The 14,594-nt window shown below is 66.7% G+C and carries 15 protein-coding genes and 1 pseudogene; 8 read left to right on the forward strand and 8 right to left on the reverse strand.

All coding sequences use genetic code 11. From position 1 onward, the window contains the following. A pseudogene (locus ACWD0F_RS50580) lies at positions 1–151 on the forward strand (IS701 family transposase); the annotation flags it as partial. A 64-nt stretch (positions 152–215) separates the two neighbouring features. Here ACWD0F_RS50580 and ACWD0F_RS50585 read toward each other — a convergent pair. From ACWD0F_RS50585 to ACWD0F_RS50595, 3 genes are all read right to left on the reverse strand, one after another. Continuing rightward, entirely contained in the window at positions 216–452 is a 237-nt protein-coding gene (locus tag ACWD0F_RS50585; RefSeq protein ID WP_449890100.1) for a hypothetical protein, read from the reverse strand. Positions 453–528: 76 nt separating this feature from the next. Then, positions 529–1,788, reverse strand: a complete 1,260-nt coding sequence (locus ACWD0F_RS50590) for an RNA polymerase sigma factor (RefSeq protein ID WP_449890102.1) — start codon at positions 1,786–1,788, stop codon at positions 529–531. Positions 1,789–1,808: 20 nt separating this feature from the next. Further along, positions 1,809–2,156: a YciI family protein gene (locus ACWD0F_RS50595; protein ID WP_449890104.1), complete on the reverse strand. Its 348-nt coding sequence runs from the start codon at positions 2,154–2,156 to the stop codon at positions 1,809–1,811. A 284-nt stretch (positions 2,157–2,440) separates the two neighbouring features. Here ACWD0F_RS50595 and ACWD0F_RS50600 point away from each other — a divergent pair, with 284 nt between their 5' ends. The 6 genes from ACWD0F_RS50600 (at position 2,441) to ACWD0F_RS50625 (ending at position 8,185) form a co-directional block, all read left to right on the forward strand. Further along, positions 2,441–3,232, forward strand: a complete 792-nt coding sequence (locus tag ACWD0F_RS50600; protein ID WP_449890105.1) for an SDR family NAD(P)-dependent oxidoreductase — start codon at positions 2,441–2,443, stop codon at positions 3,230–3,232. A gap of 60 nt (positions 3,233–3,292) precedes the next feature. Then, complete coding sequence (locus tag ACWD0F_RS50605; RefSeq protein ID WP_449890124.1) at positions 3,293–4,000, forward strand: hypothetical protein; 708 nt, start codon at positions 3,293–3,295, stop codon at positions 3,998–4,000. Positions 4,001–4,024: 24 nt separating this feature from the next. Further along, positions 4,025–4,747 (forward strand): DUF899 domain-containing protein, encoded by a 723-nt coding sequence (locus ACWD0F_RS50610; RefSeq protein WP_449890107.1) that lies wholly within the window; start codon positions 4,025–4,027, stop codon positions 4,745–4,747. A 1,655-nt stretch (positions 4,748–6,402) separates the two neighbouring features. Continuing rightward, complete coding sequence (locus ACWD0F_RS50615) at positions 6,403–6,777, forward strand: hypothetical protein (RefSeq protein ID WP_449890109.1); 375 nt, start codon at positions 6,403–6,405, stop codon at positions 6,775–6,777. Continuing rightward, the gene (locus tag ACWD0F_RS50620) at positions 6,774–7,046 is read left to right on the forward strand and encodes a tyrosine-type recombinase/integrase (RefSeq protein ID WP_449890123.1); all 273 of its coding nucleotides are present in this window, start codon (positions 6,774–6,776) and stop codon (positions 7,044–7,046) included. Before ACWD0F_RS50615 ends, ACWD0F_RS50620 begins: the two co-directional genes overlap by 4 nt. A 998-nt stretch (positions 7,047–8,044) precedes the next feature. Beyond that, positions 8,045–8,185, forward strand: coding sequence for a hypothetical protein (locus ACWD0F_RS50625; protein WP_449890111.1), 141 nt, complete (start codon positions 8,045–8,047; stop codon positions 8,183–8,185). A gap of 292 nt (positions 8,186–8,477) precedes the next feature. Here ACWD0F_RS50625 and ACWD0F_RS50630 read toward each other — a convergent pair whose 3' ends face one another. The 5 genes from ACWD0F_RS50630 to ACWD0F_RS50650 form a co-directional block, all read right to left on the reverse strand. Continuing rightward, positions 8,478–8,987: a Pycsar system effector family protein gene (locus ACWD0F_RS50630; protein ID WP_449890113.1), complete on the reverse strand. Its 510-nt coding sequence runs from the start codon at positions 8,985–8,987 to the stop codon at positions 8,478–8,480. Further along, a complete protein-coding gene (locus tag ACWD0F_RS50635) occupies positions 8,984–9,745 on the reverse strand; it encodes a hypothetical protein (RefSeq protein WP_449890115.1) in 762 nt (253 codons plus the stop codon). Before ACWD0F_RS50635 ends, ACWD0F_RS50630 begins: the two co-directional genes overlap by 4 nt. Beyond that, positions 9,738–11,678, reverse strand: coding sequence for a hypothetical protein (locus tag ACWD0F_RS50640; RefSeq protein WP_449890116.1), 1,941 nt, complete (start codon positions 11,676–11,678; stop codon positions 9,738–9,740). Before ACWD0F_RS50640 ends, ACWD0F_RS50635 begins: the two co-directional genes overlap by 8 nt. Next, positions 11,671–12,486, reverse strand: a complete 816-nt coding sequence (locus ACWD0F_RS50645) for a hypothetical protein (RefSeq protein WP_449890118.1) — start codon at positions 12,484–12,486, stop codon at positions 11,671–11,673. The genes ACWD0F_RS50640 and ACWD0F_RS50645 overlap by 8 nt, the downstream gene beginning before the upstream one ends. Positions 12,487–12,588: 102 nt before the next feature. After that, positions 12,589–13,254 carry a Crp/Fnr family transcriptional regulator gene (locus ACWD0F_RS50650; protein WP_449890120.1) on the reverse strand — a complete coding sequence of 222 codons (666 nt, stop codon included), beginning with the start codon at positions 13,252–13,254 and terminating at the stop codon, positions 12,589–12,591. Positions 13,255–13,275: 21 nt separating this feature from the next. Here ACWD0F_RS50650 and ACWD0F_RS50655 point away from each other — a divergent pair, with 21 nt between their 5' ends. After that, positions 13,276–14,301 (forward strand): WD40 repeat domain-containing protein, encoded by a 1,026-nt coding sequence (locus tag ACWD0F_RS50655; RefSeq protein WP_449890121.1) that lies wholly within the window; start codon positions 13,276–13,278, stop codon positions 14,299–14,301. Positions 14,302–14,594: the final 293 nt, after the last annotated feature.

Below are 14,594 nucleotides of genomic sequence, written 5' to 3' on the forward strand. Positions count from 1 at the left end.
AGGGGCCGGCGGCAAGGGGCACCGCTTCTACGACTGGGCCGTCATCGACCTGGCCGAACCCCGGCTCGGCAGCCACCAACTGCTGATCCGCCGCACCCGCACCACCGGTGAACTGGCTTACTACCGTTGCTGGTCGCCGGCTGCGGTGCCCGCCATTCCGCCCCGGACGGGCTGATCCCGCTCACCTGCAACGAGATCCAGCTCAGACCTGAAGATCACGATCTACGGCTGGAGTACCAGGCTGCATGAGCATGCCCGCTCGCGCTGATCCACTCGCGGTCACGCGGCTCCCGGGCCCAGCCGGTGCCATCGATCGCGGCCTGGCTGCCCGGATCGGTGAGCACCGCGAACACCGCCTCCGCGGGGGCGGTCATAGTGGCGGTCGCGGTCATAGTGGCGGTCGCGGTCATAGCGGCGGTCGCGGTCATCGCTTCGTCGGTCACGTCAGCCATGTAGGTGTGGGTGATCAGTACTTGTCGTGGCGGCGGATCCTGGACATGAACGGGCCGTCGCCGCGGCCCGCCGAGCTCACCCTAGGAGTTGATCGAGGCGATGGGTGAGATAGTCGCGCTCGATCGTGTTCTCGGTCAGGAGCAGCGCTTCTTCGTAGGCGATGCGGGCGTCATGGGTGCGTCCGAGGCGGGCGAGGAACTCTGCGCGGGCGGCGGCGAGGTAACCGTAACCGGCGAGCTGGGGCTCGGTGGTGAGTGGGTCGAGTGCATCGAGGCCGGCGGCGGGACCGTGGGCGAACCCGACCGCGACGGCGCGGTTGAGCGCGACGACCGGTGAGGGCCACAGGGCCACAAGCAGGTCGTAGAGCCCGACGATCTCGCGCCAGTCGGTCGTGTCCCACCTCTCGGCTTCGTCGTGGACCGCGGCGATGGCGGCCATCAACGCGAACCGCCCTGGAGGCCGACTGCGTAGGGCCTCGTGGACCAGGGCCACTCCCTCGGTGATCGCGTCGTGGTCCCAGCGGGCACGATTCTGGTCGGCGAGGAGCACGAGCTGTCCGTGTTCGTCGAGACGGGCGCCTCGGCGGGCGTCGGTGAGCAGGATCAGTGCCAGCAGGCCGGTGATATCGGCGTTGCCTGGTAGCAGGGTGCGCAGCATCCGGGCCAGGTCGAGGGCGCGCTCGACGAGATCGCGGCGGATCAACTCGGTACCGGCGTGGGCGGCGTGGCCGGTGGTGAACAGCAGGTGCACCACCTCGCACACCGCTGCCACGCGGTCGGGCAGCTCCTCCCACGCGGGCACCCGGTAGGGAATCCGCGCCTGGGTGATCTTCTTCTTGGCGCGGGTGATTCGGGCGGCCATGGTTGACTCGCTGACCAGGAAGGCGCGGGCCACCTCGGCGGTGGATAATCCGCACAGCAGCCGCAGGGTCAGTGCCACCTGAGCGTCGCGGGAAAGGGTGGGGTGGCAGCAGGTGAACACCAGCCGCAGCCTGTCATCGCCGATCTCGGCCCACACGGGCCGCTCCCCACCTTCCTGGTCGGGTCCCTCGTCGGTGTTGGTCTCGACGAGCAGGGGCAACTTCCGGGCCGCAGTGGCCTGGCGGCGCAGCAGGTCCAGCGCGCGGCGGCGCGCGGTGCTGGTCAACCAGGCCCCGGTGTTGCGGGGCACGCCGTTGGTGGCCCAGGTGGCCAGGGCTTTGGCGTAGGCGTCTTGGACGCATTCCTCGGCCAGGTCCAGATCGCGGGTGACGCGCACCGTCGCGGCGAGCACAAAGGCCCACTCGCGGCGGTGTGCGTCAGCGACCGCGGCGCCCACCCGCGGGTCCACTGTCATCACGCGGTGTCCTCGGGTGGTCAGTCGAAGGTGCGCACGGGCCGGACCTCGACCCCACCAGCGAACGTTGGCACCTGCTTGGCGATGGCCACGGCCCGATCGAGGTCGTCGGCCTCGATGAGGTAGTAGCCCACGAGGGCCTCTTTGGTCTCGGCGAACGGGGCGTCGGTGACGCTGAACCCGGCTGCGCCGTCCGGGCGGATCGAGGTGGCCGTCGCGGTCGACTGCAGGGCGTTACCGCTGCGCAGCGCCGTCTCGTGCGCGGCCATGAACCGCTGGTGGTCGGCGAGCAGCCGGCCGGACTCCTGCTGGCCGGCGCCGGCCACCGCGTTCTCGTCATCGTAGATCAACACCAGGTACTCGGCCATCGGTTCCAACCTTCCCATTGCGGGCCCGCCACTCGGACCCTCCACTCACCTCGACGCGCGAGCGGGGACGGTATCGACACCGGGGCCGCGCCGAAATCCTCCGTGCAGAAATTCTAAATTCTCCGCGTGCTGTCGATCCCGGCTACTGCCAGGCGTCGGCAGAAGTGAGACCCGGTCACGGGGGGCACCTCAGCCACATCGACCAGCCCGACCGAGCACCGGGTGTACCAGCCCAACGGCCACGGACTTCACGCGATGGCGTGAACCACCAGAAAGAGAAAGTTATGTTGCTGGAAAACAAGAATGTCGTCGTCTACGGCGCGGGCGGCGCGGTTGGTAGTGCGGTGGCCCGCGGTTTCGCTCACGAAGGTGCCAGGGTGTTCCTGACCGCGCGAGATCTGGACGTCATCGATACGGTCGCGAAGGAGATCTCCGCCGCGGGTGGAGCGGTCGAGACCGCCGTGGTGGACGCCGGGGACGAGAGATCCGTGACCGAGCACCTGGACGCGGTCGTCGCCGACGCCGGCAGCATCGACGTGTCGTTCAACGCGATCGGAATCTCGCCCGTGGGATTGCAGGGAATACCGCTCACCGAACTGCCGGTCGAGAATTTCCTGCGCCCGATCACCACGTATGCCCAGGCTCATTTCATCACCGCGAAGTCCGCCGCACGGCACATGATCGCCCGGCGGTCGGGGGTGATCATGATGCACACACCCGAGCCGGCCCGTTTACCGCAGCCCCTGGTGGGCGGCATGAGCGTCGGCTGGGCGGCGATGGAAGGTCTCAACCGCGCGCTGTCGGCCGAATGGGCCCAGCACGGTGTTCGCGCGATCTGCCTACGCACCACGGGCATGGTGGAGACACCGGTCATCGATGTCGTGTACGGGCTGCACGCCGACGCGCTGGGGATCACCAAGGAGCAGTTCACTGCGCTAGCGAGTGGTATGAGCCACCGCAAGCGCCCGACCACGCTGGCCGAACTCACGGAAGCGGCGGTGTTCCTCGCCTCCGACCGGGCATCCGCGATGACCGGCACCGTCGCCAACCTGACCGGCGGAATCATCGTCGACTGACCCGACTCGCCCCGACCGCCGTTTCGGCGGCCGGGGCATCCCCACAGAGGAGCATGAGCAATGAACGATCTACTCGCGAGCGCCGTCGCCGCGCACGGTGGCGTGGACCGGTGGAACCAGATCCAGACGATCGCTGTCGACGCCGCCATCACCGGGGCCTTCTGGCAGATCAAGGGACAAGGCGACGCGCTGACGAAGGTCCGCTTCGAGGTGGACACCACGCGGGAACGGCTGACCATGGACTTCGTCGGCCAGGACCGACGGTCGGTCTTCGAACCCGACCGGGTCGTCCTGCAACGACCGATCGGCACGGTGGTCGAGGCACGCGACGACCCGGAACGGTCGTTCGACGGCCACCAGTTCGAGACGCCGTGGGACGACCTGCATCTCGTGTACTTCACCGGGGAAGCACTGTGGACGTACCTGAATACGCCGTTCCTGTTCACCTGGCCGGGGTTCGTCTGCGAGGAGATCGCCTCGATTGAGGCCGACGGTGAAACATGGCGTCGGCTGAAAGTGACCTTCCCCGACCACATCAAGAGCCACACCCGCACGCAGGTGTTCTGCTTCGGCCCGGAGGGGTTGCTGCGCCGCCACGACTTCACCATCGACATCGTCGGCCGGACGGTCGAGGCGCAGCTTTACGCCGCCGACTACCGCGACGTCGACGGCATCGTCATCCCCGCCACGCGACGGGCCTACGCCCCAATGGGCGACGACCGGATCGTCTTCGTCGCCATCGACATGGCTGACATCGCCGTCCACTGATCCGAACTCGCAAGGGACATCACGATGAACAACACCTCCCGGGCCCAGGTCGTCACTCCAGCGGAATGGGAGGCCGCCCGCCTGCGCCTGTTGGCGAAGGAGCAGGAGCTGACCCGCGCCCGGGACGCGTTGGCCGCTCAGCGCAGGCGGATGCCGTGGCTGAAGGTGGACCAGGAATACGCCTTCGACGGTCCGAACGGCGCCGCCCGGCTGCTCGACCTGTTCGAGGGCCGTCGTCAACTGCTGCTCTACCGGGCCTTCTTCGAGCCAGGTGTGGACGGCTGGCCCGACCACGCCTGCGTCGGCTGCTCGCTGATGGCCGACCAGGTCGCCCATCTCGCGCATCTCCACGCCCGCGACACCACGCTCGCGTTGGCCTCACGCGCACCGCAACCCGACATCGAACGGATGAAAGCGCTCATGGGCTGGGCCATGCCCTGGTACACGATCACCGACAGCTTCGACGCCGACTTCGGCGTGGCCGAGTGGTACGGCACCAACGCATTCATCCGTGACGGCGACAACGTCTACCGCACGTACTTCATCAACGATCGCGGGCACGAGCCGATGGGAGCAACGTTGGGTTCCCTCGACTTCACCGCACTCGGACGCCAAGAGGACTGGGAGGACTCCCCCGACGGATGCCCCCAGGTGCCGCGATATTCGTGGCTGAAGCGACACGACGAATACGGCTCGACCGGGCGAGCCGCGCACCCCGCCACCACAGAATCGGCGGATCATGAGTGAAGCCAAGGCCGCCGGCGACAAGGATTTTGGAAGGCTGAGCGAAACCGTTCCGGCGTGAGCTGCTCGCCTACTGCTACCGCATGCTCGGCTCGCTCGGTCGACGAGGCCGAAGAGGTGGTGCAAGACGTCTACCTCGACGCCTGGCGTGGCCTACGACGCGTTCGAGGGACGGTCGTCGCTCCGTACCTGGCTGTACCGGATCGCGGCCCGGGCGTCTTTCAAGGCGCTGGAAAAAACGTAGACGCAGGCCTCTGCCCGCGGATCTCGGAGCCCCCAGAGAGATCTGGATGCGGCGCTCGGCGCACAAGCTCGGGAGGTGCCGTGGCTCCAGCCGATACCCGACTTCCTGTTCACCGCCACACCGGCCGATCCGGCGACGGTCGTGGTGGAACGACAGACTATGCGGCTCGCGCTGGTGGGAACGCTCCAGCAGCTGCCGCCGCGACAGCGAACGGGGATCGCAGACGCTGAGGAGTGGGGGGCGGGGTCAGCATCACGCCTCCTGGGGGAACTCGGCGAGGTAGCGATGCACTGAGGTCTTGGGGATGCCTGTCTTGGACTCGTCCACGTCGAGCAGATAACCACCGAGCCGGTGGACGACAGCGCCGTCACCCGCCAGTACGTCGCGGCGGATGCGCGTGATGATCGTGTACAGGGCGCGCCGGGCGGAACCTCCTCGTCCCAGATGCGAGCGAGGAGCGTCTCGACGGACACGACCCGGGGAACCTCTCACGCCAGCGCGGCGAGTGCGAGCGCGACCTGTGGCGGCCGTACGGGCTGGGTCTGGCCCGAACGCTCCACCTCGATGGTTCCGAGCAGCCGAATCAGCACGACGGCTTACTCCCTGGTTGTGGATCTTCGGGGGGGTCATGTGGCCAAGATCACTCGCACCATCTTCTATGGTTTTAATCTAATATGATATACATATATCTGTGGAAATTCTACCGCTGACCAATGGAATTGCGTTGGCGGACATCTGACATGGGGAGGACTTCTAACATGAACAGCGGCAACACCTGGTTTCCTTTCACGTGGTTTCCCTTCACGTGGTTTCCTGACGCCGGAGCCTGACCTGCTCTGCGAATGATGTAGGAGACTGAAAATTGCCTACGGGCGCTGTCAGTGCCTTCCTGCCAAGGAAGCCTCCTCGATGCCGCAACCGATCAACATGTCGGCGGTCACCGAGGAGGACAGCGTCCATGTGATATACGGTGACCGGCCGACCGCTGCACCCTGGCGTGAGCTGACCGGCCGGCCACCAATCCATGAGAAGAACAGCCGTCGGTCAGTCTCACGTCCCTCCGCACGCTACCCGTGAGTAGGGCGTCGAGCTGATGTCCTACCTCGCTGTCACCTGACACTGAACCGTGGATCCAAGCCTCAGCTCAACGGCGGAGCTGTTGCCGGTTAGATTGGTGATCAAGGACGGCGCGTGTCAACGGCCCGGCCACGGGCCGTTGACACGTAGGAAGGTGCGCCAGGTTCGAGGAGGATCGACGCCCTTTCGGCGGGCTCTAATCCTGTCCCCGCGCGGTCGTCACTACAGCAAGGTCAGAACCGGTTGTGTGCCGTGTGAGCAGGATTGTGTCCAGTCGATCAACGGCAGGAGCAATATGCCAAGAAGAACTTCCCTGTTCGCCACCGCCCTTGTGGCGATGGCGACGCTGTTAGCCACGACGACGGGCGGGATGGCCAACGCGACGGTAACCGGAGAGGATGCTGCCGGCAAGCACGGCGTCACCTGGGGGCCGTGCGAGGAGGAGCCCACCGTCGAGTGCGGCACGCCGGCCGTACCGATCGACTGGTCCAAGCCGAACGGACCCACCGTCGACCTGACCCTCGCCCGGCGCAAGGCCACCGACCCCTCCGCGCGGATCGGATCCCTGCTGACCAACTCGGGTCGCCCCGGCAACTCCGGCGTGAACGACATCCTTCGCCCCTCCGGCTTCAGTGAGGACGTTCAGCGGCGGTTCGGCATCGGTGTCTCCTACGGCACGCTCGCCCAGCAGATGTACGCCGAACCGTTCTGAGAGATGCCACGAACTGGGACGAGGTCGTTGCCGCCCTGGGTTGCGAACACCTCCGTCGCCACGACCTACGCCATACCGGCCTGACCTGGATGGCCGACGCCGGCGTCCCGATCCATGTGCTGCGCAAGATCGCCGGTCATGGTTCCCTGACCACCACTCAGCGCTACCTTCATCCCGACGCCGAGCTCCTCGACGCAGCAGGTAACGCCTTGAGCGCTCACCTGTCGGCGAGGTGGTCCCAAAGTGGTCCCAAGCTGAGGGCCGCCTAGATCATCACCACTGTTGGTCACTCAACGTAAAAGGCCAGAAGACCTGGAGTAATCTCCAAGATCGTCTGGCCTTTTTCAACCGTCGGGACGACAGGATTTGAGCCTGCGACCCCTTGACCCCCAGAACGTGGGAGTAGGCGTTTCCGCACGTCAAACGCGCTCTCGCACTCAGCTCGCTGTTCGCCGACCTGCGTGTTGTCCTGCTGGCGGCATAGCGTGTGGTCCCAAACTGGTCCCAAGAAATCACCCCCTCAATCACTGTCGAAAGCTGAGCTTTCACGTGAAGTCCGTCGCCGAAGCGCCCACTCGCACTCGCCGCCCACGTTCCCTTTAGGCCCAGTCCGGCCGCGGCCGAGAAGACCGCCGTCCTGTTGTACGGCGAGGAAGACTAGACCGAACCGGGGAAACTCATCTCCCTGCGAGGCTGACAGTCGGATTAAGCATCCGGCCCTACACCGGCCGTCTTCTCGCGGCGGCTGCGCGGCCGGCGCCCTTACCTCAGAGTCCGGGGACTGCGAATTGGATCGGGGCGTGTGCAGAGTTGGTGCATCCGAGCACACATGGAGCACGCAGCCGCTAGATAAAAATCTCTAGAACGCATCCGATCCCCTGTTCTCGCAGGTCAAAGACATGCTCAGAGCACGCCCTGCAAAATTCGACCTGCAACAATCGGATTAGAAGCAAGATCTTTTAGTGCCGCGCAGTGCCGTCTAATGGTGGTTCGTGCTCCCTCCACGCATTTTGCGTGTCGGGCGGTGCCGGGTCCTGACGGCGCATGATAGGGCGTGCGAGCACGCACCGAGCACGACTCGGCCGCCCCATTCGACATTACGTCGCGTCGCCCGGAATGGATCCTGCACTTCAGCCACCGCGCCATCATTAGATGACGGTCGCGGTGCGGGGCACATGCTCCCACCCGTACACCACTCCGCGGGACGTAACCGAGGTCTTCCGGCGTGGGCGTTGTGCCTTCAGCGTGAGGGACATAATGCCAGGCGGTGGCATACCAGCAATCCACGCTGCCCGGCTGGTGTACGGGCAAGGGCATGATCATGGGAAAGCCGTGCGTGGCGAGCCAGCGGGTGACGGTCACAGCGGCGTGCAAATGCCGGGCGATCGCGTTGTTGCCAGGGGCGTGACGCAGCCGCAGCACCGCGTCACGGTCAGGCAAATGATAGACGGCGTTGGCCCGCAGGTGCAGCAACTGCATCCCGCTCCCGTCCAGGCCGAGGAGCGTGCACGAGGCCTGGACGGGAGGTGTGCTGGTCGAGACCGGGACAGTCGTCACGTCCGTGCTGCCGGTCAGTTCTCCAGGTCGGCGCGCAGCATGTCATTGAAGTCCCGTACGGCCGCCAGCCGCGCGTGGGGTTTGAGCCGGTCGGCGAAGTCGCGGACGTGCGCGACCGAGCGGGCGGAGGTGAGCTCGGGAGCTCAGCGGGAGATCGCGGGGCCGATGACGGACACGGCCATGAACACCGCCCAGCCGGACACCATCAGCCACAGGCCTCTGTTGAGGTGTCCGTACTTGACCTGACACAGTCGGCTGACGTGCCAGATCTGATCCGCGAGCGCATCCAGCCAGTCGTTCTGGCGCCGCCGCAACACCGTCGAGAGCTCGCCGGGACCGGACAGGCCGCGGACGTCGGCGAAATAGGCGATCCGGACGCCGGACGGCCCGCGTCGGCGGGAGGCTCGGGGTTTGATCGCCGCGATCAGGAAGCCTGAGCTCACAGCGACCATAAGAACTGCGCCCCACCAGAGGATCGTGAGGAACGTGTTCGCCGGAGCGGGGCCGCCGCCGGCGGTGAGCTTGTTCAGCACCGCGCCGACGCCGACGCCATTCACCGTCAGGAGGATTCCGGCCTTGACGTCGGCACGGCTGAGTTCTTCCCTGGCATGTTCCAGGATCGTGGCCGCGTGCGCGGGCGGGTCGCCGGTCATGATGCCCCGTTGAGTCGGGCGGTGGACAGCAGGCGCTCGGCCAGTTCCGGCCGCTCGTAGTTGGTGAAGACCTGGGCGAGTTGCGAGATGAGGTACTTTCCCGCCTCGGGGGTCAGCCCGCGGACGAAGGTTTCGATGATCGCGGCGACCTCGTTGCGGGCCGAACCCGCATCGGCGGCCTCACCGAGGAGGCTCACTGCGGTTTCGAAGGGGTCGGCCTTACCGCTGGTGGACATGGCGGCGAGATCGGCCAGGCGGCTGGGGTCTTCGCCCACCCACCACATGCGAGCCATGGCGGGGCTCGCCAGGAAGTGATCTCGTAACAAGCCAAGCCGCCGGGCCTGCTCCCGGTACTCCATCCGGGCGAGCGTCGTCTTCTGGACGGCCTCCTGGAGCGATCGTGCCGTCTCCACGGCGCTCGCACCGGCGCTGACCCGCGCCCGGACCCGGTCGAGCCGGACGTGCAGGTCGGGCATGGCGACGACCGATTCGCGGTTCAGCTCGATGGTGATCTCGGCGGCGGCCCTGTCCAGGTCGAGGACGGACAGCTTGCCGCTGACGACGCGGGCATGGCTCTCCAACTTTCGGTAGACCTGGGCCTCCTTAGCGGGCTGTTGGTGATCGAGCTGACCGTGGACCTCGATGGTCGCGTCGAAGCAGGCGCCGTCGAGCTCGCTGGGGAGCCGGGTGCGGTAGATGTACTCGTTCGAGTGGCTCGCTCTGGCTCCCAGCAGGCGTGGCAGGAAGCCCCTAGTCATCGGCCCGCGCCTCCTGCTCCATCTGGAGCGCGAGGTCGATGGACTCCCTGGTCGAGGTTCCGCTCCCCGCGAGGACGGCGTCGATAACCTGGTGGAAGACGTGCTGGCGTGGGGCCTCCGCCTCGTCCGAAGTTTCGCGTGCCCACCTGAAAACGGCGATGACCAGAAGGCTCTCCTCGACCGCGCTACTGGGAACCGCCCCGAGCACGGTGACCACCGTGGAAAGAGGCGCCTTTGCCTGGGCGGCCGCTTCCAGCCAGTGGGAGACGCCCGATCGTATCTCCGCCTCGGGGAGGGGGCTTCGCAGCAGTGACCTCCAGGCCACCGCCAGCGCCGGCTCCCATCCCGGTTCGGCGTGCTCAAGGAGCAAGAGCCGGCCGTCGGGGTCCTGCAGCAGCAGGATCTGGAGCAGGGCTTCGGCCGCGACGATTCGTCGCGGTTCCGGCTCGGATCGGTCGAGCCAGCGTACGAGTTCGTCGAGGAGCTCTCGGCGGAGTTGCAGGTTCATCGCCAGGCCTGTCAGGCCGTCCACCAGGTTCTTCCTGATGTCGGTGACGGCGGTGAGCGCGACGTGCTTGAGCCGGGTCAGCGCCACGCGAGGGAACGCTTCGGCCAGCGGGCCGGTGCAGGTGGCCACGACGGCGGCGGGGTGCCGTGGCGGGGACTGCCGGGACCACTGGTAGAGCGTACGGCGAGCGGCGCGGCCGAGTTCGTCGCTCATCGCCGCCCGCGTGAGAAGGGCGACCCCGAGGCCGAAGGTCGCCGTCCCGTCCAGGTATCCGGTCGCCAGCGTGTTCAGCATGGCGAAATGACGCTGACGGATGGCGAGGTCCGCCACCCGCTCGGCGATCAGCGGTCCGTCCTCCGGCAGCTGCTGCGCGAGCTTGCCGAACCAGTCCTGAAGATCCTTGTGCAGCTGCGGCCAGTGGCTCCAGACGAAATCGAGGGTCGAGGCGCCGAACGCCGTTCGTGAGAACACGACACGTCCATCGTCGTTGCGGGCGGAGATGGATTCCAGGCGCTTTCTCGTGCTGGGCCCAACCAGCCCGTGTCCGGCCTCCGGGCGGAGCTCGAGGATTTCGGAGAGCGTCCTGGCCGCGGTGAAGACCGACGACGACGTGCTCCCCTCCAGCACCGCGGCGGCCAGCCGGAGTGCTCGCGTCCTGCCTTCCTCGTCCTCCGTCTCGCCAGGCACGGTGGAGAAGATGTGGTCCAGCTCGGTTTCCCAGTTGGTATAGGCGCCGAGCACCTCGTCCACCAGGTGCTCGCTGAAGTGGCCCGCCTTGGACATGGCCTCCGCAGCCAGCCTGGCGAGCCGTACAGCGTCACGAGGACCGGCTGGCGACAGGCAGTCCTTGATTTTCGGGTGGGCGCTCCAGCCGCCAGCTTCGGTCTCACCTAGGGAGACCGTCAGATGCTTGCCGAAGATGTCGATGGCAGGGGCGGAGGCGATGGGGAGCTCTGGAACCCCGTCGACGGCGACGCGCCGCCAGACATCGGAGGTCACCCGGATGACGATCGGCAGCCTTCGCTCGCGCGCTGATCCAATGCACGCCTGCAGCGGCTTGGAACTGCCGGCCAGGTCGTCGGCGTCGACGATGTAGCCCATATCCGGCGGTCCGAGGAGTTCCCCCGCGTCGTCCTCGTCAAGGGGGACTTCGCGCGGCTGGAGGCCGAGCCCGGCCAGCAGGTTGATCGCGGTGATCCGCCTGCCGCTCCCCTTGGGTCCCACCAGCGCGACGACTCCATACGTCTTGAGACGCTCAGTGAGAGCCTCCATGACGGCTGTCGGCACGAACATCGCCCGCTGCCGTTTGATCTCTTCCTGGTCGAGCGCGATGGACCGGATCATCGAGCTGCTCGTGTAGATGCGATCCGCGACGTACGCGGTCGTGACGGGAGCCTGAAACACTGCTGCCGGTGTCTCACTCACTGCGGTCTCCCTTGGACTCGCGGCCGAAGAAGTCGGCGGGAAGCGTCTGGCTCACCTGCATGTAGTGCGCGGTGTTGCTCTGGCCGACGGGGGCTTGGAAGACCGCCAGCGGCGAGCCATTGGCCTTCTCCACCTCCACGGTGGGAGCGGCGGGCCGGTCCTGGGTCCCGGCTTGCCAGGAGGGGCGCGGAACGTACAGCCAAGCGGGCTCGGCGAAGTCCTTGCCGGGCACCTCGGCCGTCGCGGAGGTGAGCTCGCTGGGATGCAACGTCGTGTACCCGGGCCGGATGATGTCGTCGAACACCCGCTGGGAAAGCACGGCCGCGGTCTGGGTGACGTCCGGATGAGAGCGCTTCAGCACGTTGTTGATCGGGGTCGAGTTCAGAAGCCGGAACGTGGTGACGGTCGGCTCGCTGATGCGGTCGCGTACCGGGTCGCCGGAGTCCGGGACCGGGCCGACGTGGAGCGCGGCCCGCAGGCGCAGACGGAGGTCGCGGTCGCGCGCGGCCAGTCGGTGATCCACCTCTTCGAGCACGGTCTGCAGGTTGGCCAGCAGTGGGCTGACGAGCAGCGGCAACCACGCCGGATCGGTGCCGAAGATGTAGTCGTCTCCTGCGCTGTCGGGGAAGCGACGCGCGTCCCATACCTCCTGAAGGCCGGACAGGTTCATGGCACGTTCCAGGACCTCGGGCACCAGCTCGTGCAGGTCTCCCAAGAACACCCCTTTGGCGGCGCTGAACTTGACGATGTCCACGGCCAGCAGCGCCCGGTAGGGCGGCAACAGCCGGGTCGGGATGGCTCCTTGCATGTCTCTCTCCTCGCTCTCCTTATGTGCTGCTCCTGCTGCTCATGGTCGTGGAGGTCGGGCGAGCGAACTGTCCAGAACTGGACACAGAGCGCAGATTTCCCGTCAGCCTTCCAGGAGGATCTGCCGGAGGCCAGCGAGGTCCAGGATTTCGAGGCGGCGGCGGCCGGTGACGACCAGGCCCGCCCTGCGCAGCGCCGACAGCTCGGCCGCGACCGCCGCGCGGGACATCCCAGCAGCGCCTGCTAGCTCGCTCTGGCTGATCTCGATCACCTGTCTCGGTGAAGTGTCGCACGCCGCGAAGCGGAGCAGCATCGCCGCAACGCGGCGCTGGGCGGAGAGCTGCGCCAGCTCGCTGCGGAAGTCCTCGCCTTCCCTGAGACGTTCGACGACGTGGCGGACGAGCTGGTCGGTGAGCCGGTGGCCGTCCAGGATCGCGCGAAATCGGGCGGCGGGAAGTGCGTAGGCGACGCAAGGTTGCAGGGCTGTCACCGTGGCCGAGCGCCGGCCGCCGTCGATGGCCGCGATCACGCCGACCACCTCCCCGGGCCCGCGTACGGCCAGGAGCACCTCGGATCCATCCGGCTCGCTGCGGGTGACCTTGATCTTGCCTGCGGTGAGGCACAGTACGAACGCGCCCGTCTCACCCTGCCGTACCAGGACGTCTCCAACGGCGTAGGACCGAGCCGCGCCAGCCCTGATGAGCCCCTCCCACGCCGGCACGGGCAATGCGCCGCCGAGCCCTCGGACGGGTGACTCAAGGTTGACCACCTTCTCCGTATACCTGGGCTCGTGAACTCCATCAAGCCTCAGGCGGAGTCCACAAGCGAGGCGGCGGCCGGTCCCGTCTCCGAGGTGTGGCCGCAGGCGGTGCGCACCGTCCCGGTGAAGCCTGTGGCCGGCGCGGCAGTATGGCTGATGAGAGCCACCAGCGAATCCGGGCCTCCCGCGACGCAGACCTGGTTTCCCCGGACAGTTAGGCTGCCGATTGAGAACTACGGTTTCGGGTTGGCGCTCAGTCCGGATGGGAAGACCGTTGCCCTGGGAGGCGACGACGGCATCGACTTCTGGGATCTCGCTTCACGTCAACGATCAGGGCCCCCCATCCAGCCCAGCGGGGCGCTGAGAGCCGGCGGTAAGATGGCCTTCAGCCCCGACGGGCGGCTCCTGGCCGCGATCGACGACGGACGTCAAGATGTAGACGTCCGTACTTTTGACCAGGTCAGGTTGTGGGACGTGCGGTCACACAAGCAGATCGGCAAGACCTTCGGCCGGCCGCTCGACGCCATCGGCTCGCTGAGCTTCAGCCCGGACGGCCAGGCGTTGGCGACCTCTCACGAAGATGAAACCCGGCTCTGGAATCTCACCACCCAGCGCCAGATAGGCGCCTCGTTCCCCAATAACGCCTCTGGCCCGGTCACCTTCCTCGACCAGGCCGGAAAACTTCTCGCAACCGACAACGACCTGACCGTCTGGAACATCAAGACACGAAGGAAGTCCGGCCGGCCGTTCATGCCCCTGTCGGTGGACCTGTGCGATCTGGCCGTGGTCAGCCCCAACGGCAAGATCTTGGCCGCCGCCACGGATGAAGACGAATTCAAGCTCTTCTCGGTCAAATCGCGGAAGAAGATCTCAAATACCATCAAGATCACCGCTTCGCTCCCGTACGAGGAGGTCATTGCATCCCTCAGCTTCAGCCCGGACGGCAGGCTCCTGATCAGCGCAGGCTCCACCGTACGGATCTGGGATGTGCAAACGGGCCGGCAGGTCGGCCCAACTCTTACCGGGAAGGCGGTGGTTGCGTGTGGGGCTCAATAACTCGAATCACTACCAGCGCAGAGTCCCCTGTTCGGTGGGCCGGAAGAGGCGAGGGCGCTGAGCGGCCTGTGAGGCTCAATAACTCGAATCACCTCCAGCGCAGAGCCCTTCGTCCGGTGAGCGGGAAGGGCTCAGCGGCACCGAGTGACCGGTCCGGGTCGCCTGAGATCATGATTCGTGATCCTGTCTATGGTGTAAGCCGTCGCCCGGCGCTTGCTGTCTTTGCCCGCGCTGCTGCTCCGAAGGAGCGTCTCCAAGGAGGCGGAACTGCTGGTGCTTCGGCATCAGAACGC

It is taken from the genome of Nonomuraea sp. NPDC002799 (genome assembly GCF_053592075.1).

Bases quoted from the DNA above. Each gene is read 5' to 3' on its own strand.
- ACWD0F_RS50585 (WP_449890100.1), bottom strand. From the start codon at position 452: ATGGCTGACGTGACCGACGAAGCGATGACCGCGACCGCCGCTATGACC.
- ACWD0F_RS50590 (WP_449890102.1), bottom strand. From the start codon at position 1,788: ATGACAGTGGACCCGCGGGTGGGCGCCGCGGTCGCTGACGCACACCGC.
- ACWD0F_RS50595 (WP_449890104.1), bottom strand. From the start codon at position 2,156: ATGGCCGAGTACCTGGTGTTGATCTACGATGACGAGAACGCGGTGGCC.
- ACWD0F_RS50600 (WP_449890105.1), top strand. From the start codon at position 2,441: ATGTTGCTGGAAAACAAGAATGTCGTCGTCTACGGCGCGGGCGGCGCG.
- ACWD0F_RS50605 (WP_449890124.1), top strand. From the start codon at position 3,293: ATGAACGATCTACTCGCGAGCGCCGTCGCCGCGCACGGTGGCGTGGAC.
- ACWD0F_RS50610 (WP_449890107.1), top strand. From the start codon at position 4,025: ATGAACAACACCTCCCGGGCCCAGGTCGTCACTCCAGCGGAATGGGAG.
- ACWD0F_RS50615 (WP_449890109.1), top strand. From the start codon at position 6,403: ATGGCGACGCTGTTAGCCACGACGACGGGCGGGATGGCCAACGCGACG.
- ACWD0F_RS50630 (WP_449890113.1), bottom strand. From the start codon at position 8,987: ATGACCGGCGACCCGCCCGCGCACGCGGCCACGATCCTGGAACATGCC.
- ACWD0F_RS50635 (WP_449890115.1), bottom strand. From the start codon at position 9,745: ATGACTAGGGGCTTCCTGCCACGCCTGCTGGGAGCCAGAGCGAGCCAC.
- ACWD0F_RS50645 (WP_449890118.1), bottom strand. From the start codon at position 12,486: ATGCAAGGAGCCATCCCGACCCGGCTGTTGCCGCCCTACCGGGCGCTG.